At 50.3% G+C, this 21964-nt stretch carries 15 protein-coding genes; 5 read left to right on the top strand and 10 right to left on the bottom strand.

Annotated elements, in window-relative coordinates; genetic code table 11:
* Positions 1–54 precede the first annotated feature (54 nt).
* The 3 genes from ACSC94_RS03890 to adiC are packed head-to-tail and all read left to right on the top strand — an operon-like array spanning position 55 to position 5342.
* On the top strand, positions 55–1455 hold the full coding sequence (locus tag ACSC94_RS03890; RefSeq protein ID WP_435641751.1) for an alginate export family protein: 1401 nt from the start codon (positions 55–57) through the stop codon (positions 1453–1455).
* Positions 1456–1490: 35 nt separating this feature from the next.
* Positions 1491–3839 (top strand): Orn/Lys/Arg decarboxylase N-terminal domain-containing protein, encoded by a 2349-nt coding sequence (locus ACSC94_RS03895; protein WP_435641752.1) that lies wholly within the window; start codon positions 1491–1493, stop codon positions 3837–3839.
* An 18-nt stretch (positions 3840–3857) separates the two neighbouring features.
* On the top strand, positions 3858–5342 hold the full coding sequence (adiC, locus tag ACSC94_RS03900; RefSeq protein WP_435641753.1) for an arginine/agmatine antiporter: 1485 nt from the start codon (positions 3858–3860) through the stop codon (positions 5340–5342).
* A gap of 48 nt (positions 5343–5390) precedes the next feature.
* On the opposite strand, the gene ACSC94_RS03905 is transcribed toward adiC, so the two are convergent.
* Positions 5391–5837: a CBS domain-containing protein gene (locus tag ACSC94_RS03905; protein WP_435641754.1), complete on the bottom strand. Its 447-nt coding sequence runs from the start codon at positions 5835–5837 to the stop codon at positions 5391–5393.
* 257 nt (positions 5838–6094) lie between these two features.
* On the opposite strand from ACSC94_RS03905, the gene ACSC94_RS03910 reads away from it, so the two are divergent.
* Positions 6095–7915 (top strand): N-acetylmuramoyl-L-alanine amidase, encoded by a 1821-nt coding sequence (locus ACSC94_RS03910; protein ID WP_435641755.1) that lies wholly within the window; start codon positions 6095–6097, stop codon positions 7913–7915.
* Here the strand turns inward: ACSC94_RS03910 and nhaA are convergent.
* From nhaA to ACSC94_RS03925, 3 genes are all read right to left on the bottom strand, one after another.
* On the bottom strand, positions 7903–9270 hold the full coding sequence (nhaA, locus tag ACSC94_RS03915) for a Na+/H+ antiporter NhaA (RefSeq protein WP_435641756.1): 1368 nt from the start codon (positions 9268–9270) through the stop codon (positions 7903–7905). The genes ACSC94_RS03910 and nhaA overlap by 13 nt on opposite strands.
* Positions 9271–9330: 60 nt before the next feature.
* The gene (locus tag ACSC94_RS03920; RefSeq protein WP_435641757.1) at positions 9331–12249 is read right to left on the bottom strand and encodes a phosphoenolpyruvate carboxylase; all 2919 of its coding nucleotides are present in this window, start codon (positions 12247–12249) and stop codon (positions 9331–9333) included.
* Between the two features lie 96 nt (positions 12250–12345).
* Positions 12346–12969, bottom strand: coding sequence for a hypothetical protein (locus tag ACSC94_RS03925; protein ID WP_435641758.1), 624 nt, complete (start codon positions 12967–12969; stop codon positions 12346–12348).
* Between the two features lie 115 nt (positions 12970–13084).
* Here ACSC94_RS03925 and ACSC94_RS03930 point away from each other — a divergent pair, with 115 nt between their 5' ends.
* Positions 13085–14266, top strand: a complete 1182-nt coding sequence (locus ACSC94_RS03930; protein ID WP_435641759.1) for a type VI secretion system-associated protein TagO — start codon at positions 13085–13087, stop codon at positions 14264–14266.
* A gap of 351 nt (positions 14267–14617) precedes the next feature.
* On the opposite strand, the gene ACSC94_RS03935 is transcribed toward ACSC94_RS03930, so the two are convergent.
* The 6 genes from ACSC94_RS03935 to ACSC94_RS03960 form a co-directional block, all read right to left on the bottom strand.
* Entirely contained in the window at positions 14618–15061 is a 444-nt protein-coding gene (locus tag ACSC94_RS03935; protein WP_435641760.1) for a hypothetical protein, read from the bottom strand.
* A 61-nt stretch (positions 15062–15122) separates the two neighbouring features.
* Positions 15123–15629, bottom strand: a complete 507-nt coding sequence (locus ACSC94_RS03940) for an EF-hand domain-containing protein (protein ID WP_435641761.1) — start codon at positions 15627–15629, stop codon at positions 15123–15125.
* Between the two features lie 2 nt (positions 15630–15631).
* On the bottom strand, positions 15632–18793 hold the full coding sequence (locus ACSC94_RS03945; RefSeq protein WP_435641762.1) for an efflux RND transporter permease subunit: 3162 nt from the start codon (positions 18791–18793) through the stop codon (positions 15632–15634).
* 13 nt (positions 18794–18806) lie between these two features.
* Positions 18807–20147 (bottom strand): efflux RND transporter periplasmic adaptor subunit, encoded by a 1341-nt coding sequence (locus tag ACSC94_RS03950; protein ID WP_435641763.1) that lies wholly within the window; start codon positions 20145–20147, stop codon positions 18807–18809.
* Complete coding sequence (locus ACSC94_RS03955; RefSeq protein ID WP_435641764.1) at positions 20140–21468, bottom strand: TolC family protein; 1329 nt, start codon at positions 21466–21468, stop codon at positions 20140–20142. The genes ACSC94_RS03950 and ACSC94_RS03955 overlap by 8 nt, the downstream gene beginning before the upstream one ends.
* A 104-nt stretch (positions 21469–21572) precedes the next feature.
* Positions 21573–21947 carry a hypothetical protein gene (locus ACSC94_RS03960; RefSeq protein WP_435641765.1) on the bottom strand — a complete coding sequence of 125 codons (375 nt, stop codon included), beginning with the start codon at positions 21945–21947 and terminating at the stop codon, positions 21573–21575.
* Positions 21948–21964: the final 17 nt, after the last annotated feature.

The following is a 21964-nucleotide window of genomic DNA, read 5'->3' on the forward strand; positions in this document are numbered from 1 at the left end:
GCGATTTCGGTTCCTGTAGCCTGTTTGCGGCCCTCTCAATAAAGGAAACCCGCCATGAATCGTGTCCTCTCTCTGGCTCTGTGTTCTGCGTCCTGCCTTTTCCTTGTAACCCCAGCATTCGCGCAATCTACCAATAATGGTGGAAACCGTTATGCGGGCACAGAATGGGAAGGGCACTTCACTGGAAAGCCGCATGATGATGCAAGTGAGAGCGCCGGATATGATTTCAGTTTCAAGCCAACATTGGCCGTTGATGCGGGATTGTTCGTGCATGGCGATGCATGGTTTGGTGAGGCTGTTGCAAATATTGGCCAGGAAAGCGAATTCTGGCACGAAGGTGACATCAAAGCCGGGTTCGAGATTGAAAGCGGATTTTATGGTGACACCCATATCAAAGCCGTATTAAACGCGATCTATGCGTGGCAGGTGGGTGATACAGACGCCGCAGGGTCCACAGTGCCCGATGAAGATCAAAGCAAATTATTGCCCGAAGATGCGTACATCCGCATCGATTCCGGGAAAAATTTTCCTGAGTTGGGCGAGGGGGCACTCTATGCGTCGATTGGTCGCCAGCAATTCAAAATCGGCAACGGTTTATTGGTGAAAAGCGGCTCCAGCAATGGTGGCGATCGCGGCGCATTCTGGATTGGTCCGCGCAAGGCTTTTGAACTGGCCTCAATCTTCGGACTGGATACAAAGGAACTGGATGCGCAGGCGTTCTATCTGCAACCCGATGACAACCCAAACACGGATACACAGGTCGCTGGATTTAACGTCGATTGGGAACCGATTGAACAAACGAAACTTGGTTTCGCCTACATGAATTTTCTGGATGCAGACTCTCAGTCACGCGATGGTTTGAATGTTTATAACATCCGCGCCAGTACATATCCGTTTGAATCCATCCCGGGCCTTGGCTTCGGTGGTGAATATGTGTTCGAACGCAACGGCGATGATCTGGATGCCGATGGCGGATGGATCGGCGCTCTCTACAAATTTAATCAAATGCCATGGACTCCATCGCTCGGTTACCGTTATGCGTGGTTCGAAGGGGATGACCCGAATACCGCAGAAAACGAAGAATTTGACCCGCTATTCTATGGCAGCACCGATTGGGGCACATGGTATCAGGGCGAGATTCTGGGCGAATATGCATTGTCCAACAGCAATCTGGCCAGCCATGCGTTACGCCTGCGTGGCAATCCGAATGATAATGTTACGTTAACCGCAACGTATTATCATTTTAGAATACCCGAAGAAGCAACTTTCGCCACTGGCGTAACCGACGATCACTATGGTGACGAGGTCGATTTGCTCGTGGATTGGACCATCAACGATAATCTATCTCTCTCCGGTATGGTCGGTGTGGCCATGCCCGGCGATGGTGCGGAACAAGCAACGGGCGGGAACGATAACTGGACGCAAGGTCTTGTTTCCCTGTCTTGGACATTCTGATTTTTTTGCCTTTTTAAATTTTTTAGGAGATCAAAATGACTCTTCATGCCTCTCAACGTCTGGCTATGCGCGCTCTGGTCGTAAACGATGATTTACACAGCGATTGCGTTGCGGGGCGGGCGATCCGCTCGTTGGCCGATAATCTGATCGCGCGTGGCGTGAATGTGGTCGAGGCGTTATCCGCCAACGATGCCGCGTTGATCAGTACGGCGGATTCCGCCATTCAATGCGTGATCCTCGATTGGGACATCGGCAAGGGCGGAAAGGATGATCATAAAGATGCATCCAAGGTCCTGAAACAAATCCGTGCGCGAAATTCAAACGTGCCAATCTTCCTGCTGGCGGAGCGCAGCCGCGCATCATCCATTCCGTTGGAAGCCATGCAGCAGGCAGACGACTTTATCTGGTTGCTGGACGACACACCGGATTTTATCAGCGGTCGCATCGTTGCCGCGATGGAACGCTATCGCAATCAGGTTCTGCCGCCAATGTTCGGTGCTTTGGCGCGCTTTTCCCGCATTTATGAATATTCATGGCACACGCCGGGCCACACGGGCGGGACGGCCTTCCTGAAACATCCGGCGGGCCGTGCGTTCTTTGAATTTTTTGGTGAAGATTTATTGCGTTCCGACCTGTCTATTTCCGTGGGTGAGTTGGGTTCGTTGCTGGATCACACGGGCCCGATTGGCGAGAGTGAGAAATACGCGGCCCATGTCTTTGGTTCGCACCGGTCTTACCATGTCACCAACGGGTCATCGACGTCGAACCGCGTAATTTTGATGTCCAGTGTGACGCGGGATGATATTACGCTGTGTGATCGCAACTGTCACAAATCGGTTGAACATGCGATGACGTTATCCGGTGCATTGCCGGTATGGATGATTCCGTCACGCAATTATCTGGGCATTATCGGCCCGATTTATCCGGAACGCCTGACCAAAGCAGCCATCAAGAAATCTATTTCCGATAACCCAATGGTGACGGGCGACATCGACCCGACACCCATGCACGCCATTATCACCAATTCGACCTATGACGGGTTGTGTTACAACGTGACCAAGGTTGAAAAATTACTGGGGCAGAGCGTTGACCGCCTTCATTTCGATGAAGCATGGTACGGTTATGCCCGGTTTAACCCGATCTACAAAGATCGTCATGCCATGCACGGTGACCCAAAGGACCATGATCCGGATGGCCCAACCGTGTTCGCGACACAATCGACGCACAAATTGCTGGCCGCGTTGTCGCAGGCGTCGTTCATCCATATTCGTGACGGACGCAATCCGGTCGAACACCATCGCTTCAATGAATCCTTTATGATGCACGCATCGACATCACCGCAATATGCCATTATTGCATCCAATGATGTCAGTTCTGCAATGATGGATGGCCCCGGCGGTGTCACATTGACCACCGAGTCAATTCGTGAGGCCGTCGCCTTCCGTCAAACCATATCCCGTCTGAATGCTGAATTTGGGCAGAAGAAGGAGTGGTTCTTCAACGCATGGCAGCCGGACAAAATCAAAAACGGCGGCGGTAAAAAAGTGGCCTTCCACGAAGTGGCGGAAGAAAAACTGGTGACCGATCCGTCCTGCTGGGTTCTTCATCCGGGTGATGAATGGCACGGTTTCCACGATCTGGAAGATGATTACTGCATGTTGGACCCGATCAAGGTGTCCGTTGTTACACCGGGCGTTGGTCTGGATGGGAAACTGGCAAAATCCGGTATTCCGGCCTCTGTCATAACCGCTTATCTGGATCAACAGGGGATCGTGGTCGAAAAAACCACGAACTTCACCATCCTGTTCCTGTTCTCCATGGGGATTACACAGGGCAAGTGGGGCTCACTCATCAACGCGTTCCTGGATTTCAAACGTGATTATGATGCGAACATTCCGCTGAACCGGGCCTTGCCAAAATTGGTCAAGGGAAATCCGGGCCGGTATGAAAATATGGGCTTGAAAGATCTGGCCGATGAAATGTTCGAAGCCATGCGCACGATCAAATCGGTTGAATTCATGTCCAAGGCCTTCTCAATCCTGCCGAAGGTTGAGATGAGCCCGGTTCAAACCTATGAACGCCTGGTCAAGGGCGACATTGAACCCGTATCACTGGATAAAATCGCGGGCAGGGTGATGGCCACCGGTGTGGTTCCATATCCGCCGGGCATTCCATTGCTGATGCCGGGTGAAAATATTGGTCCGGCGGATGGCCCGTTGCTGGGCTATCTGAAATCGCTGGAAACATTTGATTCCCAATTCCCGGGCTTCGGTCACGATACCCATGGTGTTGAGAATATTGATGGAAAATATTTCATCCAGTGCCTGAAGAAAGAATCCTCTGCGTCAAAATCAAAAGCCAAATCCAAAAGCCGTAAAAAATAATAAAAAGGAATCGATATTATGAGCGCCGAAGGTAACAAAATCGGTCTTGTTCCCGCCACGCTGATGGTGGCGGGTAACATGATGGGGTCGGGGGTTTTTATGCTTCCGGCCAGTCTGGCCACGACGGGCGGTATCGCACTGCTCGGCTGGTGTATCACGATTGCGGGGGCCACTGCGCTGGCCCTTGTATTTGCGAAACTGGCTGCCATTGATCCGGCGGCGGGTGGACCATATGCCTATACGAAAAAAGCTTTCGGTAACTATATGGGTTACCAAACCAACTTGATTTACTGGCTGGCCAACGTGGTTGGTAACGTCGGTCTGGCGGTTGCAGGTCTTGGGTATCTCTCTCACTTCTTCCCGGAACTGCGTCAGGTTATTCCGCTGGCCATCGCACAAATCGCGGTGATCTGGTTCTTTACCTACGCCAACATGCTGGGGCCACGTTTCGTGTCGCGACTGCAGGCGATGACGACCATCTTCGCACTGGTGCCGATTATGGGTATGGCCGTGTTCGGATGGTTCTGGTTTAACCCGGAAGTCTATGCCGCTGGATGGAACGTATCCGGTGCCAGCCCGATCAGCGCGATCAGCGCCACGCTGACCTTCACACTCTGGGCCTTTATCGGGGTTGAAAGTGCGTCCGTATCCGCAGGCGTGGTTGAAAATCCGCAGAAAAACGTCCCCATCGCGACGGTGGGCGGGGTTATTCTGGCGGCCATCTGCTACGTGCTCAGCTCGACGGTCATCATGGGCATGATCCCGAACCCGGAACTGGTCGCATCAAACGCACCATTCGCGGATGCGGCGCGTCTGGCTCTGGGCAACACGGCGGCCAATATCGTGGCGGCCTGTGCGGCGATCGGATGTTTGGGCTCGCTGGCGGGGTGGACCTTGCTGGTTGGTCAAACGGCGAAGGCCGCGGCCGATGACGGATTGTTCGCCAAGGTGTTTGCGAAAGTGAATGCCAAGGGTGTCCCGTCTGCTGGTCTGGCCATCGTGGCGGTGATCATGTCGGTCCAAGTCTTGTTGACCATGTCCCCAACCGCGGGCGAGCAGTTCAGCAAGATTGCGTCCATCGCCGTGATCATGACGTTGCTGCCCTATATTTACTCCGCCATCTCGATCAAGGTGTTGGGGTATAAGAAGATGTCGGCGAAGCAATACACCTTCTACGTCACCATGGGTGTCATCGCCGCTCTGTACAGCCTGTGGGCCTTGGTTGGCTCGGACGGGGATCAGGTCCGCTGGTCTTTGATCTTCGTGGTTTGCACCATCATCTTCTATTCCGCGTCGGTCACACGCCAGCGCGAAATCGAGGAAACGGGTGTGCATCCGGGTGGGCAATCGCCGGTTTGGGTCCGTTATTTTGCCCTGACCGCAACCATCGTGGCCTTGGTTACCTTCTTCTGGGTGTCCATGTATGGTGGTCAGGAACATTCCCGGAAAATGCAACGGGCACCGTTGCCGGGCATTATGACGGACGCCGCCAAAACAGAATAAAAGAAAGGGCCGGAGAAATCCGGCCCTTCTTCATTCCATCACGCGCAATTACATGGGTCGTGCGCCGGCGCGGGCCCGCGTGGCATGTTGCACCACTTTGGATACTTCCAGCGGGTTAGCATCGTTGCGCAGGATATGGCCAAAGGTCAATATGCCCGTCACGGCACCGTCACTGTTGGTGACGATCAGGCGGCTGACATTATTTTCGCGCATCAGATCGGCCGCTTCTTCTAGGCTGTCATTCTCATCACAAGTATAGAGGACGCGCGTCATATAATTGGCGACCTTTTCCTTGGATGTGTCTTTGCCATTGGCGACGGCGCGTATGACGATGTCCCGGTCTGTGATAATCCCGGTGATATTGTCTTTCGCTCCGACGGGCAATATACCGCAATCAATGGCTATCATTTTTATGGATGCGTCTTTCAGGCTGGTTTCCGGTGATATGATGACCGGATCAGCCGTCATTATCTGTTTTACTGTCGTGGATCTCATGACTGATCTCCTTTCATTCTCGAATGATGGAATGTCAGATTGAATCTGGCGTGTTTTATATGATGAAACGCTAATGAAAATGCGCTCAGATGACAGGTAGGTGCAATGCACACAGGTTCAAGAGATAGATAAAAAGCCGCGGATTTATTGGTGTTTTTCAATGGATTCTGCGCGCTTTAAGGGGATGTTAGCCTTTTGAGAATAAGGTGGGCATTGAAAAAACAGAGTCTCAAAGAAGAACAATAAGGGACGTGCCTATGGCGGGGGTCAATAAATCACAGGCTGAACAGGCAATCGCGGCAACGCTGGCCCAGAAGCAGCCCATGACGTGGCAACAGGTTTACGACCTGCAGACCAATCTGCGTGCGCTGGATTACGCACCGGGAAAATCCGATGGTGATTTCGGTTCCCTGACCAGCAAAGCGGTTATGCGCTTTTATAACGAACATCCCGAACTGGCTGCATCCGCCGGATCACAGGTGCGCAGTTACCTGTCACAAAACGGTCATGCCGTTGAATTAAAAAATCTGGCCGACCAGAACGCGCCGCAAGATAAAAGCCTTTCCCAAACCTTCGAAAAATCAACGCAAGTTCCGCCAAGCACCAATGCGCTCGATGCTTTGATCGGCGGACCGAAGGATCTGACAAAGGCACAAATTAAAACCATTCAGAACGACCTGAACGCCCAGGGCATTCAGGTCGGTATTGATGACGGTATTCTGGGCCCCAAAACGGCCGGCGGCATTGTTCAACATCTGGCCAAAAATCCGTCTCTGGTCGATACGATGAGCCCAGATCTGATGCGCGATTTGATGCGCAACGGACAGAATGATGCGCTGGTCGCCATCACAAAGAATTCCCCGGCCCTTCAGGCCCGTATTGGTGAGATGATCAAGGCCAATCCTGATCTGGCGACCACGACCGACCACGCGATGGTCAGCGACCTGCAAACATTATTGATTGCAGGCGGTCATGGCAGTGGCGGCGTTGACGGTGTCGTGGGCAGCCAGACAATAAACGCCGTTGACCACTATATGGCGGCCAGTGGTGAGAAAATTGATCTGGTTCGCAGTGAGCCAAAAGCCGCAGGCCCAATCAAGGGCGCGGCCGACTGGCTGGCCCCGGCATCGCAACCCGTTCTGGGTGATAATGGATTTGGTGTACCCAACGCCACAATTGAACGCGCCTGGTCCAATGTCAGCCGGACGAAAGTGCCGCATGGCGCAGAATTTACGCCGGTTGGTTTACAAAATCCGGGCCGCCCGTTGGTCGTGATCGACCTTGGCCATGGCGAAGATGTGAAACGCAATAACAAACTGGATGACGGTGCCATTTCCGCCCACACCCACGGCCCGCACATGCAAAGTGGTCTAAGCGAAACCGAAGTTGTAGATTCCTTGGCAAAGCCCTTGGCCGCACGGTTGCAGGCACAGGGCTATGATGTGGCCTTCACCCGCAATCCCGGTGAACAATTCCGGTTGGAAGGGGACAAGGGCCAGACATTGCATAAACGCCCCGAATTTGCCCACACGCTGGCCCGTGAAATGGGTGCATCAGATGTCTTGTTTGTCAGCATCCACGCCAACAGCGCCAGCAACCCATCCGCCAACGGATCGGATGTTTATACGAATGGTGGAAACCGCGTTGCAACGTCACCGGATTCTCAGGCTCTGGCTGGAAAAATTGCCGGGTCGTACCATTTAACACCGGAACAAAGCACGGGCATCCATGCTGCCGATCTGGGTGTTTTGCGCCATTTTGAAAAGGGTGCGCCAGCGGCGGGTCATCATGCGGCGGTGCTGCTGGAAGTTGGATTTTTGAGCAATCCAAAGGATGCTAAAAATCTGGCCGCGATGGCCCAGAATCCGGATCGTCATGCACAGCAGATTGCCGATGGTATTGCCGCCTATGGTTTGGAAGCAGGCTTAAAACCCAAACCGTTGATGGCCAGCCAATCCCCCAACAGCGCCGCATTCAACATGGCGCACAACAATACGGCCAACGTCGATCAGGAAAACACCCCTGTACCGGAACGCGCGCCCCGTATGCCATCGCCAGAGATCAGTCATTCTTTGTAGGATGATGATGGGCTGCGCGTGAACATATAAAGCCACAGAGCGCCGAGGCTCGCCGACAGGATCGACGAGATAAGAATGCCAATCTTCGCCGGATCAATCATCTCCGCATGGCCTTCAAAGCTTAAGGCTGTAATGAACAATGACATTGTGAACCCAATACCAGCCAGAATACCAGCCCCGACCAATTCAAATTTTTGCATACCTTCCGGTAGTTTCCCCAGTTTTAGCCAAAGCCCCAAAAACGTAAAGAGGACAATGCCCAGTGGTTTGCCAATAACCAATCCGGCAATAATGCCCCACGTTACATGCGACGAGAGCGCGATCGAAATATTGCTGGATGATAAAACAATCCCCGCATTGAAGAGCGCAAAAAGTGGCAATACAAAAATGCCGACGGGATTGATAAGGAAGGCCTGCCAACGTTGCAACGGCGTTGATGCTGATTTTGCCATTTCCTCTACGTCGCTGGTTAAATTATGCTGGCGTGATGTTTCCAGCATGGTTTGATCTGGCTTATCGTTATGTTCAAAAGCTGACAGTATCGACCTGATTTCTTTTACAAAGCTTATTTTCCCCACGCGCGTACGTGCAGGGCTCATAATGGCCATGAGCAGGCCCGCCAATGTGCCGTGTATTCCGGATTCGTGAATAAACCACCAGAGTGAAACGCCAAGGACAGCATAAATCCAACCGCGCCGTACACCGGACACGTTCATGATAATGATAAAAAATATCGGGATGAGGGATTTTAAAAGCGGCTCAAAATGCAATTGGTCCGTATAAAACATCGCAATAACGGTAATGGCGCCAATATCATCAAAAATCGCCAGCGCAACAAGAAAGATAGAAATTCCGAACGATACACGACTTGCAACCAAGACCAGAACACCAACAGCGAACGCCGTATCGGTTGCCATGGGAATGGCCCAGCCATGGACTTCCGGCCCACTAGGATTTAATAACCAGTATAGAAGCGCCGGAACAGCCATGCCGCCAAAGGCACCCATGATGATTAACATTACCTGGCGCGTGTCCCTTAACTTCCCGGCCAGAATTTCACGCTTTAACTCTAAACCGATCAGAAAGAAAAATAGGGCCATCAGGCCACTGTTAATCCATTCTTTTAATGAAAGGATAAATTGAGAATCCTGGAAAACGACACCGATATCCAGATCAGAAACGTACTGTAAAACACCACTTAATGGAGAGTTTGTAAGGACAAGAGCGATGATAGTTGCAATAAACAGAAAAATGGCCGCTGTTGTCTGCTTATGAATGAATAAATCTATCGGTGATAGATATCGTTCAATTTGTCTTTCAAAATAGCTTTGTAAGGTGATGTCCCGGGGTTTCATGATACTTACATTCTACGCCCATTCGCATCCCATTGATAGGGAAACAAAATTCTGGTGCCTTTACTGCAATGCCGGGGGCAGGGACAATAACCCTGCTACATCGCTTTCCAGATAGCTTTCCGGTTTCATAAATCGGGTTTTGATTCCGCCACGCACGTCATAGACGGGCTCCAGCCGTGTGCGTGTGGCCAGAATGCCAATGGGCGCATTCACTACATCGGCGGCTGCATATAAATTCTGCGTGATGCGGAATTGGTTTTCATCCAACGGAATGTCCGGGTTCTTATCCATCTGTACGGTGCGGTAACACTCGATGACGCGCGAAAATTCCGCGGCGCGATTGCGGATCGACATTTCATTGTAAAGCTCTGGCCAGAGTGTGCTTAACCCATCGCCATGGTTAAAATTCTTCTTCGCTTTTTGCCCCGACACCATCTCGTAACTCAATTTTTCAACTTGCAGGAAATAGTGTTCCAGAAACGCCAGCGTGATGGCGGGTGTGTTGGTGTGGTCCGGGTCATGGTGTCGAAATTGTGCCGCAAGCTTTTCAACAATGCTTCGTGGTGGGCGGGGGTCGCCGACCAATAACGGCCACGCAATATCAAAATCCGCCATGATCGAGGCGTTCAATGTCGCCCGCGCGCCATCGCGGTGAATTTTATGAGCGCGGTAAAGATGGTGCAGGCCATCACCATATTTTTCCGGGTTCCGGCTGGCGCGGCCATGGTCGCGCACGCTCAACATCGCTTCGACCAACCCCAGAACAGAAAAAATGGGCAGGCACGCATGCGCGGTTAATCGTTCACCGGAAATGGCGCGGCCCTGTAACGCCTTTGGCCCGATGCCAACGGATTCGCGCGGGGTAATGCCGGGGCCAACCATTTTTTCACCGCGCTTGGCGGGGCGGGAGCTGGCGTTTCCCGCTTTCATGGCCAGCCACGGCGCACGGACCAGCAATTCATCAATCGCCACATTTTTCTGCGTCAACGTATCAAACGCCCGTCCCGCCGTTTGCGCGTATAACCACGCATCATATTGCCCGTGGTGGCGGTTCAGGCCGGGGCGGGATACGGGGTCGGGCATTTCACCGTAAATGCCGGCCTTGCTGTATAAATTCTGCGCGGCCAAGGCCTCCATCGTCCCAACCGCCACGGGGCCGGGGCAGAACAGGACATTTTGCTGGTGCCCCTGCACGGTCAGGGTGGAGGGGCCAATATCCGTGGCCCGCGCATCCGCCGCCGCACGTCCGTGGACTGCGGGAATTTCGGTGACACGGCCGCCACCGCGTTGCAACGCATGTCCGCCGCCATTCATAATGCTGGGCAACACATGGCGTAAATCGCGATATTTGCGCCGCATTTTTTCCGCCACGCGGTAAATGTCGATGGCGGCTTCGTATTGGGCGTTTTCGGCTTCGCCGCGACCATCCTGCCGCGTGGTATCGCTTTTCGCAATCATCACCAGCAACCGCCCGCGCGCCGCCACATGGGTGCGGAATGTTTCATTGTCCAACAAGGTTTCCAGCGTATTGCCCAGATTCATCAAATCATGCACGGATTCCGACAACATGGTCAGGTCAATCCGCGCCCCGTCATCCGCCACCACATTCCCGGTGATTTTCAGCAACAGCAGGGCGGCCAGCGCATGGGCCGGGTGCGTCGTTTCCGCGATGATCAATTTTTCGCACATATCCGGATTTTGCCCGATCACGCGCAACCGCCCGACAATCATCGCGGATTCATCATCGGGCAGATCGGTGGTGGACGCCATGCGGGCCAACACCGCATCATCCCGCAACCATGCCGCCAGTTTCAATTGGATATGGTCCAGCCCTATGGCCTCCATATCCTGCTTATTCTCCAGCCCGGATAAAATGGCCAATTGTTTCACGGCGGCCAGAATATCAACGGCGTTGTGGCGAATATCGATGGTGCCAAATCCAAACCCGAAACAATGCATCAGATAACGAAAATCCTGAATCTGTTTCTGCGCCGCTTCATCCGGGCAATGGGCGATGATGGATTGGATTATCTGGCAAATGGAATCAATATGGGTCTGCGGCCCGGCCTGCATCAACGCATCTTGCAAATCGTGCAACGCTTGCATCGTCGGTGCATGATCCGTGTGGATGGATTGCAGGGTTAATTTATACCGGTCCGCAATCGCATGGCGGTGCAGGGCGATGCCATCGGCCAAGACTTGCGCGGTCAAGGCCGGGTTGCCGTCGGCATCACCCAATGTCCATGAACAGGGCACAATCAACGCGCGGGTGATGTTCACGCCCTGATCCGCATACCCATGATCGGCAATCGCTTTGATAAACAAATCCCGGTGGGCCAACGCGGAATCGTAAATGGAATTGAGGGTGTTTATACTCTCCCGCGCTTCATCCAGCGGCGTTTTCCGGTCGCCAACAATGGGCGTGTGATACAGATGCAGCAGGGCATCATGCAAATCATCCGGCGTGGCGGATGAATCCACAATCACCCGCGCCACATCGGTTTGCGCGATGGTGTAATCCACCGTGGTCGGGTTGGTGGGGTGGCCGGTAATGCTGAACCACGCCACGGCATTTTCATCCAGAAATTGCTGCACCTGTTCTGGGGCGACGTCTTCCTCCCGAAACCGCCGCATGACGAAATCAATCGACCCGGCGGTGGTGGTTTGGATTTTATTATGCGCCTGCACCACCGTGGTGGTCGCCAATGTCCGCGCCAGCCGGGCGAGGTGATTGATCTTCGCATCATGTGCGGCCAGTTTTAATTGCTGGTCCGCGCTCAACCCCTCCCACAACGCGATGTAGTCGCGCATGCGCGTGGATTTGTTTTCACCCTGCTGAATATCCTTGCGCTGGCGGATCAGGGCGAAACTATCCGGGTCCTGCGCGGCGATAATGTCCATATACCGCCGCGTCAGCAAACGCTCCATCCGCCGCGTGTATGATTTATCCTGTATGGGGCTATCTGTCTGATTATCCATGGTTTCTCCAGCGTACCAGAATAAAGTTACGCCGAAATAAAAAACGGGCCACTGTGTGCAGGGGCCCGTCAATCACGCGCAGAAATCCGCTGTTTTTCAGCCTTCTTGCAAAGCCGCCGCGCCTCGGGCCCGCAACGCCTGACGCCGCCATACGACATACAACGCAAACGCCCAATCCCCCGCCATCAGGAAGAACGGATAGGCCATGGTGTGTACCGTAAATTCCGGCACGGCGAGCAGGGCAAAGAAATACCGCAACCCCGCCCAGAAATACGACACCGGCGGTTCACCCCACGGGTCGTTCCACGATTTGCGAATGGTGGGATAGTAACTGAGAATATCAATCGCCATCAACGCGATGATGGCAAAGAACGGGTTTTGCGTGCTCATCCACACAGGAATAACGGCCAGCGCACCAATAAACGCCAACCAATCCGACCGCGTAATATTTTTCTCCCCCACGAACAGGGACAAAAACGCGATCAACAAACACGTGACCGAAACAAACACCAACGCCCAAACCGACGCCCCGCCATCCAGCGTAAATTGCGCATACGCCCCAATCCCCACCATAATGCCCCAGTTCAGCCAACTGAAAACGTGCGGGCGCGTTTCCTTCTTATAGATGGAATGAAAATACGTCGCATACCGGATCAGCGAGACCAGAATGGCCAGGCTGACGAACAGGATTTCGCGGGAGAGGGGGAGGTCTGTGAGCATATTATACTCCTTGCTCGTAATTTCCGTAACCTTAAATCACGTATTTGTAAAAATCACAACTTTAAAATACAATCTTTTCCGCTTTGGGAATCTATTAACATAGGATTACAGAATAATGGCAAAAGTCGTCAGAACCTTGAAGTATGTTCGGGGCCCAGTTGGTAAACTTTTCAAGTGGGTGTTTATAGCATTTAACCTACTCATGACCTTTTGGCTTTTTAGCTATTGGGTTGAAATTTCACCGATGATTAGCCAAGGATCGGGTGCTGAGCAGGCGGGTGCTGCGCTTGGCTCAACGATTGGCACGGGATTGGTTTTGCTTGTTTGGGTTCTTGGGGCGGTTGTCTTGGGGATTCCCGTTATGCTTACAAAAGGTACTTTGGTGGAGATTGAGAACAGTCCCACTGTCGCAAGTTCATCGGCACCCACGCAAGTCATTCGGGAGGAGAGCGGCGCTACTGCGGCAACAATAGTCGTAGATAAAGACGCCGCGCCCAGTGAATGGATGGAAAAGCTAAAGCTATATGCGCAGAATGCTACGTTTGTTGTTTTTCTGATTGTTGGTATGGCCTTCATGATGACCAACCTTCTTGCGGGTCTGGCAATAATTATTGCGGGAGTTCTATTCCTGCCACAGGTCCGAAAGCGCCTTGAGGGAACCCCTTTAGGGTCACGGAATGGCATGGCTCTTATAATTTTAGGCCTTGTCCTGTTTTCGTTATACCAAGGCGGAAAAACAGGTGGGGAATTGATAGAGAACGCCAAAAGCAAATCTGGCGATTACGCATCTACGGTTCAGGATAATAATGAACCTCAGAAAATGGTTGAGAGCGCGAAAGAGGCAGATTTCTCTGACAATTGGTCCGTTAGCAAAGATCAGTCACAAATGGACGATACGCCCAGCATTACAATTTCAAGAAAATCTGAAAATTCAGTCAAGTCTTGGCTAGATGAAGTGACGCCCACGTTGGTTATACGATGCCAAGAAAACACTACGGATGTTATTTTCCAAGCAGAATCTAATTTTACGCCAGTGTATGGAGAGTATGGAAAGGCCAGCATCCGCGTAAGGATTGATGACAAAACGGCTAACTCGCAATATTGGAATGAAAGCACGAATAGTGAATCGGTATTTGCGCCGAACCCCATTAGCCTTTTGCGCCAAATGAAAGATGCGCAAACTCTAAAAATAGAATTTAACCCTTTCAATGCAAACCTAGCGACGGCTGAGTTTGATTTGCGCGGGTTAACGCCCCATTTGGAAGATGTAGCAAAAACTTGTAAGTGGGATATTTAGAAATTAGCAAAAAAGCCCCCATGGCGGGGGCTTTTTTAATGGCGGAGAGGGTGGGATTCGAACCCACGGAGGGCGTGAACCCTCGCTGGTTTTCAAGACCGACATGGGCTGACTATCCTATTGTTATAGTTATATAAAATTTATATTTTTCTAAAATTGTGTAAGGATTTGTGAAAGTGTGTAAGACCTGTGTAACTCAAATCTTTACAAAAACCAGCGCATCCCAGACACAATTTTTTTAGCTATTTAAGTATAAAGATTTTCTGCTGGTTTAAAAGAGGGGAAGAAGCTTCGGAATATCCCCCGGAAGTTTGAAACTCCGGGGGATAACGGATGAATAAAAATCAGAGGCTAATCATGGCTATGATCGCCATGGTCGTCCGCAGCATCATTTTTCATACCTTCCATAGTCTCATGTTTCATTTCGGGCATGGGGCCGCTGGCAAATTTATGAAGGTTATCTTCACTCTCAAAGTAGTACGTCATGCCGTGCGTATCTGCGCCAATCACTGCGGTGGCTTTATCAACCTTATTGCCGCTGACGGGATCGATTGCAGCGCGTTTAGACGCGTCTTTGCCTAGCATTTCTTTGCACATGGGGCAGCAGCCATAGTAAGTCTTGCCCTCGATCTCGATGCTCATTTGCTCTTTATCAAAAACTTTGTCGTTCATCATGCAGACCATCTTGGCTTCAACGGGTTTAAGCCAACTATTACCATGGTCATGGCCATTATCAGCGGCCATCACGGGTACAGCAAAAAAGGTCAGCAAGAAGGCAAGTATAAGTGTTTTCATAGAACTTCTCCTTTGGTTTAAGTTTTATAGTCAAGCGCCGTTGTTTTGATTTACAAGGCTATCATTTTTTCTTTCGATAGCTGCTCGGCAATTTCTCTGAATCTGCACGGTATTCATCTTTAGAGATTATGCCATCTCCATTACGATCAAAATTAGCTTGGTGGTTATTCATATATGTCTGGTATTCCTGTTTGGATACGTTGCCGTCTTCGTTTTCATCGGCATTCTTCATCCGGCTTTTCACTCTGTTGACCTGTGTTTTAGCGTCATCTTCGCCAAAGGTTGCCTGTTTCTGCGATTTCAGCTTCGCCAATGATGCAGCCGTTTCCTCTGGCGATAGAAAGCCATCTTTATTTATATCCGCAGCATCAAATTTTGATCCTGCGCTTTTCTGAAGCTCTGTTGCGTCAAGGACACCATCCTTGTTGACGTCATATGCCTTAATCTCACCGCTCCTTTGATCCAGTTTCTTTTGCTGATATTCAGAAATCTCCAGCTTCTTGTCATCGGCAAGAACGGAAGTTGAGATAGAAAAACTAAGTAAAACCATCATAAGAGTTTTATTCATGACTATGCTCCTTGTTTAAAGTCGGGTGCTTTTGAAAACATTTTATAAAGGGCAGGCAGAACAATCAGTGTTAACAGGGTGGCCGTTATCAGGCCTCCAATTACCACAGTAGCCAACGGTTTTTGAACTTCTGCGCCTGTTCCGGTAGCCAAGGCCATAGGGACAAAACCCAGAGATGCCACCAAAGCAGTCATTAATACGGGGCGAAGGCGTGTAAGTGCGCCATCAACAATCGCAGCCCGTTTCTCCATCCCGCTTTTTACCAGATCATTTATATAGGTAATCATAACCAGACCGTTGAGGACGGCTATGCCTGACAAAGCTATAAAGCCTACGGCAGCAGGAATAGAGAAGGGCATATCACGCAAGGCAAGCGTCAATATGCCGCCTGAAATTGCCAGAGGTACACCACTGAATACCAATAGTGCCTGCCGCGCTGACCCTAATGCCGTAAACAGCATCATAAAAATCAGGAAGAAGCAGGCCGGAACAACAATCATCAGGCGTTTTTGCGCTGCTACCAAATTCTCAAACTGGCCACCCCAGTCAAGCCAGATTCCCGGCGGCAGTTTTTGCTGCTTATCCAGAGATTCTTGAGCCTCGGTAACAAATGACCCTATATCGCGGCCACGGACGTTAGCTTGTACCACTACTCGTCTTTTTCCATTCTCACGGCTTATTTGATTTGGCCCTTCAGAAAGCTTGAACGATGCGACTTCCTTAAGAGGGACAAAAGCGCCAGATTCGCCGTCTTCATGCGGCACAGGTACAGGAAGATTTTGAAGGGCTGCAATATCCTGCCGTAAAAATTCAGGCAAGCGGACAACTATGGGGAAACGTCTGTCACCTTCAAATACGAGTCCAGCTTCCTTTCCTCCCACAGCGGCAGATACAAGATCAAGAACATCGCTTACGTTCAGGCCATATCTGGCAATAGAATCTTTGTTGATATCTATGTCAAGCATGGGAAGGCCGGTTGTCTGCTCAACTTTTACGTCTGCCGCACCCTTAACACTTCGCAGTACGCTAGCGATTTTGTTCGCTGTATCCGTCATCACACCAAAGTCATCACCGTAAACTTTTACAGCGACATCACTTCTGACGCCGGAAATTAGTTCATTGAAACGCATCTGAATGGGCTGGGTATATTCATAGTTATTGCCGGGAACCTGTCCAACCGCTTTAGCCAGCTTGTTTATAAAATCCGCTTTATCAAGGGATTTGTCAGGCCATTCATCGTGAGGCTTAAGAATTATGAATGTATCGGATACGTTTGGCGGCATCGGGTCTGCTGCCATTTCTGCCGTTCCCGTTTTTGAATATACAAAAGCCACTTCGGGCAAACTGCTGACAGCTTTTTCGACCTGTAATTGCATAGCCGTAGATTCAGATATTCCCGTACTAGGGATTCGCATGGCGTGCATGGCAATGTCTTTTTCATCAAGAGAGGGGATAAACTCTTGGCCTAAACGACTTCCAATTGCCAAAGAGAACACAAAAAAGGCCATGGCCGCAAAGACAACAAACTTAGGTCGATCCAACGACCAGTTAAGCATGGGGGCGTAGCCCGATTTTGCCTTCAATATAATACGGCTTTCCTTCTCTTCTACTTTTCCGGTTATGCACATGGCAATCATGGCTGGCACGAAAGTGATAGACAGGATAAATGCCGCAACCAGAGCAATAATTACGGTCATTGCCATAGGTTCAAACATCTTACCTTCAACTCCTGAAAAGGTCAGAAGAGGCAGATAAACTGTAATAATGATAGCCTGACCAAAAACAGCGGGCTGGATCATCTGGCGGCTGGCATTAAGAACTTCGCTCATGCGTTCTTGTAAGGTCAATAACCGCCCTTCGTGATGCTGCCTTTCAGCGAGTCGGCGCAAACAGTTCTCCGTGACAATTACTGCGCCATCGACAATCAAACCAAAGTCCAGAGCGCCGAGACTCATAAGATTGGCACTGATACCAGCCTTGAGCATACCCGTAGCTGTCAGCATCATGGTGATGGGGATAACAAGGGCGGTAATCAAAGCCGCCCGTATGTTTCCCAATAGCAGGAATAGAATGACAACAACAAGTAACGCACCTTCACCAAGATTTTTTTGTACGGTATGAATTGTGGCATCTACAAGCTTTGTGCGATTAAGAACCGTTTTTGCTTTTATGCCTTGGGGCAGGGATTTATTTATCTCTGTAATTCTTTCATCTACGGCCTTGGACACAATTCGGCTGTTCTCGCCCTTTAACATCATCGCCGTGCCGACAACAACTTCATGGCCATTTTCACTGGCGCTGCCTGTACGAAGCTCCTTGCCAAGCTCAACCGAGGCAACATCCTTGATATAGATAGGGATGCCGCCACGGGTTGAAAGAACAACATTTTCTATCTGCTGTATGTCTTCCAGCCGTCCATCAGCGCGAACAACATAAGATTCGCCCTTTTGTTCAAGAAACCCTGCGCCAGTGCTTGTATTGTTCCTCTCAAGGGATTCAATTACATCAGAAAAGCTAAGACCTAAACCCGCCAGCTTCTGCGGATCGGGCTGGACATGATATTGCTGGGCGTACCCACCTATAGCGTCAATTTCGGCAACGCCGGGAACAGTTTTTAGCTGCGGCCTGATTATCCAATCCTGCACGGTACGCAGATACATGGCTTTCTCAAAGGCAGTTTTTAGAACTCTGCCTTCGGGGGTCGTGTATTCGGACTCTGGATTTTCGTATTCCACAGTCCACATATAGATTTCACCAAGGCCTGTTGAGATAGCGCCCATCCGTGGCTCTGCGCCTTCCGGTAAGGACTCCTTGGCTTCGGCTAATCGTTCATTGACTTGAGCGCGGGCAAAGTAAATATCAATTTCATCTTTAAAAATGACAGTGACTTGAGAAAATCCATTCCTTGATATGGAACGTGTATAAGACAGTCCCGGTATGCCCGCCATTGCCGTTTCAATGGGGTAGGTGACTTGTTTCTCAATTTCGTACGGAGAAAGTGAGGGAACTTCGATATTGATAGCCACCTGATTATTCGTGATATCAGGTACAGCATCAATAGGAAGCTTGCTTAGGGAATAAATCCCGTAAGAAGCCATCACGGCTGTAATCATTACAATCAGCAGCCTATGGGCGATAGAAAATCCCAGTATTTTTTCAATCATAATCTAAACTTTCTTAGTGTTCGTGTTCCGCTTCGGCTTTGCCTAATTCAGCTTTCAGGGTGAAGGTGCTTGTGATGGCAATCGATTCACCAAAGTTTAAGCCAGAAACAATCTCTGCATGATGGCTGTCTTCCCGACCCATTATGATTTCACGCTTTTCAAAGCCTTGTGATGTACGCACGAAAACAACGGATTTTCCTTCAATTGTCTGGATGGCATCCTTGGGAATTATCAAATCAGTTTGCTGTGCGGATGTAGAAATAGCAGCATTCGCAAACTCGCCTGGTCGCCATTGGGAGGCTTTATTATCCAGCTCTATGATTGCTTTTGCTGCGCGGGTTTCTGGATCAATTGCGGGGCTTACAAAAATGAGCTTTCCATCGGCCTTGCCGCCGCTGCCTGTAACAGTTGCCGCTTGACCTTCCTTAACAAAGGGCAGGTCGCCGGGAGAAATAGCAGTTTCAACCCATACAACGCTTAAGTCAGCGACAGTGAAGGCCGAGTGCGTGGCATCAACATATTCGCCTAATGTCAATTCACGGGCAATAACGCGGCCCGACAAAGGAGAACGCAGTTCGTGAAAACGCAGTCTTTCGCTTGCCTCTGCTGTATCAAACTCTTTTAGCATTTCGGAATCGTGGCCAAGAGCCTGAAGCTTTTGCCGAGTCAGATCAAAACGGATTTTTGCTTCCTGATGGGTATTTCTTGCATTCAGGTAATCCTGCGCTGCGGTAATTTTTTTCTCCCACAGGCCTTTTTCACGATTGAAGGTAGTTCTTGCCAGTTCTTCTGCTCGTTTGGCTGCAAGATAATCTGCTACCGACTCGGCCATTTCTCGGCTTTCAATAAGCGCCAGAACATCGCCTTTCTCAACAATATCGCCAAGATTTTTTGCGGCTTCGGTCACGGTTCCAGATACTTTCGGCACAATTTGCGCCATGCGGTCAGCAGCCGCGACAATCTTTCCGGGGACAGACACTTCACGCGACAATTTTCCGGGGCCAACAGCCGTAATCTTTATCCCTGCGGCTGTTATTTGTTGATCAGTTAAGGCTATGACACCTTCTGCGTGTTCTTCTTCACCGCCATGTCCATGTTCATCTTCATGGCCGTGTCCATGTTCTTCTTTTGCGCCACTATCATGCGCTTCTTCACTTTTCTCATGCTCATGGCCATGACCGTGTTCATCTTCTGTCTTATTTTCATGGCCTTCTTCAGATTCGGTATGTCCGTGGCTATCCGAATCTTCTGCGGCATAGCTGGGCGTGGCCTTGTAGTTCCATACGGCAGCACTTCCTGACGCCAGAATCACTAAACCAGCCGCTAGAATGGTTTTTGTTTTAAATTTACTCATGGCCTTCATCCTTGTTGTGGTGCTGTTCAGCATGGATCGCTGTCATACGTTCAATCACAGCGCGTTTATTGTGATAATCAAGAATTGACTGGTTTAATTGCTTGCGGGCATCAAACAATGTTCGTTGCGCGTCCAACACTTCCAGATAATCGAATTTTCCTGCTTCATAGCCTTCGTGGGCGAAGCGGAAAGATTCTTCTGCGCCTGACAAAACACTTGTTTTCAGTGCGCGTGCTTCATTAAACGCGCTGCTGAAATCGTTATAAACACTGACTAGGGTTGCCTCCAGCGCCAGTTGGCTGCCACGCTGGTCAAGAATAGTGGCGTTCAGCTCATGGCCTGCACGTTTAATGCCCGTTCTGTTCATATTAAAAACGGGCAGGGGGAATGATAATCCGGCGACAAACGCTTCAGTATCGTCCTCTTCAAAATTCTTTATTCCAAAATTCAAAGTAGGATCAGGGAAAGAATTGGCTTTTTCTAAAGAAAGACCAGCCTTCGCCTGTAATACATCTGCATCAAGACTTTTAAAGTCAGGGGTTTGTTGCAAGCGTGAGTGATACACTTCATAGGCCTGCGGTTCCATCAATTCAGGAAGGCTATCCATTGACACTTTAAATCTTCCAATTTCACCTCCCATCAAGGCTTCAAGAACCTTTGCCCTTGCGTTTAAATTTCTACGCGCACGTTCCAAGGCAATATCGCTTGATGAAAGCTCAATTTGTGCCTTGTTCTTCTGGATAGGGGGGACTTTCCCGGCTTGCACCTTTGCAGAAACACTTTCATAAACCTCAAAAGCTAGATTACGCTCTTCTTCCAGAATAACGACTTCCTGCTGTGCTGCCGTCACTTCAGAAAACGCTATCGTTACATCACGGATCAGGTCTAGCCGCGCAGAATCGCGTGCATAATGGGTTTTGGTTCTTTCCGCGTCAGCAAGGCGCACACGATTACCGCGCTTGCCGGGAAGCTCAATTAATTGGGAAACGCCGTAGGTAATTTCAGCGCTATCCATGCCCTCATAAGGGCCATCACCATAAATATTGTCTGCTTCTATTGATATTTCAGGATTCGGCAAGGCTCCTGCCTGTGATCGGCTTGCATTGGACGCATCGGCACGCGCTGATGATGCGGCAAGCACTGGCGATTTATCCAGCGCCCATGCTATGGCCTGATCTAATTCCAGATATGCTGGTTCATTTTCCACTTTAACGCTAGCAGAAGGATCCACGATGCCTTTGTCTTGTGCAAAGGCGGGGAGTGTAGGCGGCATAAATGACACCGCCAGTATCCCTGCCAAAGCAATTGATTTTATGGACATGGAATTATCTCCTTGTTTGATTGCAAAGCATACGCAATTCAGGCCGCTTCTTATGAAGCGACTGGACAGAGATCAAGCCTTTTGAGGGCTAGACTCCGATCAAATCAAACGAAGGATTTTGGAGGACGTAGCAGGGAGAAGAGGTATTCTCCGGCAAAGCCATTAACAGGCGGCGGGTTGAGAGCTGCGGCCTGTGAAGGGAAATCTACGGCATGGTCAAGAAGGTTAATAGCATGAGAGACACAGCAATGTGTGCAATCCATGCATTTACCTTTTGCGGATTTATCCGTCTTTGAATCTTGCTGATGCTCGGGTTTTGGTTGATGGTCGGGGCAATCAGACATATCCATGCCCTCATCCGCAACGTCCGAAACAACCACTGGATTGCAGGATTCCTTGTCAAAAGCGTGTGCAGCGGCTGAATAGCCGCTAAATACCAAAGCAAAGATTATGAGCATCAAAAACACGCGCATGGTCATACATATAACGTTGAAGC

Origin of the sequence: Micavibrio aeruginosavorus (genome assembly GCF_051245535.1) — a bacterium.
GTDB lineage: Bacteria > Pseudomonadota > Alphaproteobacteria > Micavibrionales > Micavibrionaceae > Micavibrio > Micavibrio aeruginosavorus_D.

Excerpts from the sequence above, each read along its gene's own strand:
- ACSC94_RS03935 (WP_435641760.1), bottom strand. The coding sequence starts at position 15,061 with ATGAAAACACTTATACTTGCCTTCTTGCTGACCTTTTTTGCTGTACCC.
- ACSC94_RS03890 (WP_435641751.1), top strand. The coding sequence starts at position 55 with ATGAATCGTGTCCTCTCTCTGGCTCTGTGTTCTGCGTCCTGCCTTTTC.
- ACSC94_RS03895 (WP_435641752.1), top strand. The coding sequence starts at position 1,491 with ATGACTCTTCATGCCTCTCAACGTCTGGCTATGCGCGCTCTGGTCGTA.
- ACSC94_RS03910 (WP_435641755.1), top strand. The coding sequence starts at position 6,095 with ATGGCGGGGGTCAATAAATCACAGGCTGAACAGGCAATCGCGGCAACG.
- ACSC94_RS03905 (WP_435641754.1), bottom strand. The coding sequence starts at position 5,837 with ATGAGATCCACGACAGTAAAACAGATAATGACGGCTGATCCGGTCATC.
- ACSC94_RS03940 (WP_435641761.1), bottom strand. The coding sequence starts at position 15,629 with ATGAATAAAACTCTTATGATGGTTTTACTTAGTTTTTCTATCTCAACT.
- ACSC94_RS03950 (WP_435641763.1), bottom strand. The coding sequence starts at position 20,147 with ATGAGTAAATTTAAAACAAAAACCATTCTAGCGGCTGGTTTAGTGATT.
- ACSC94_RS03960 (WP_435641765.1), bottom strand. The coding sequence starts at position 21,947 with ATGACCATGCGCGTGTTTTTGATGCTCATAATCTTTGCTTTGGTATTT.
- ACSC94_RS03945 (WP_435641762.1), bottom strand. The coding sequence starts at position 18,793 with ATGATTGAAAAAATACTGGGATTTTCTATCGCCCATAGGCTGCTGATT.
- ACSC94_RS03930 (WP_435641759.1), top strand. The coding sequence starts at position 13,085 with ATGGCAAAAGTCGTCAGAACCTTGAAGTATGTTCGGGGCCCAGTTGGT.
- ACSC94_RS03955 (WP_435641764.1), bottom strand. The coding sequence starts at position 21,468 with ATGTCCATAAAATCAATTGCTTTGGCAGGGATACTGGCGGTGTCATTT.
- adiC (WP_435641753.1), top strand. The coding sequence starts at position 3,858 with ATGAGCGCCGAAGGTAACAAAATCGGTCTTGTTCCCGCCACGCTGATG.
- ACSC94_RS03920 (WP_435641757.1), bottom strand. The coding sequence starts at position 12,249 with ATGGATAATCAGACAGATAGCCCCATACAGGATAAATCATACACGCGG.
- nhaA (WP_435641756.1), bottom strand. The coding sequence starts at position 9,270 with ATGAAACCCCGGGACATCACCTTACAAAGCTATTTTGAAAGACAAATT.
- ACSC94_RS03925 (WP_435641758.1), bottom strand. The coding sequence starts at position 12,969 with ATGCTCACAGACCTCCCCCTCTCCCGCGAAATCCTGTTCGTCAGCCTG.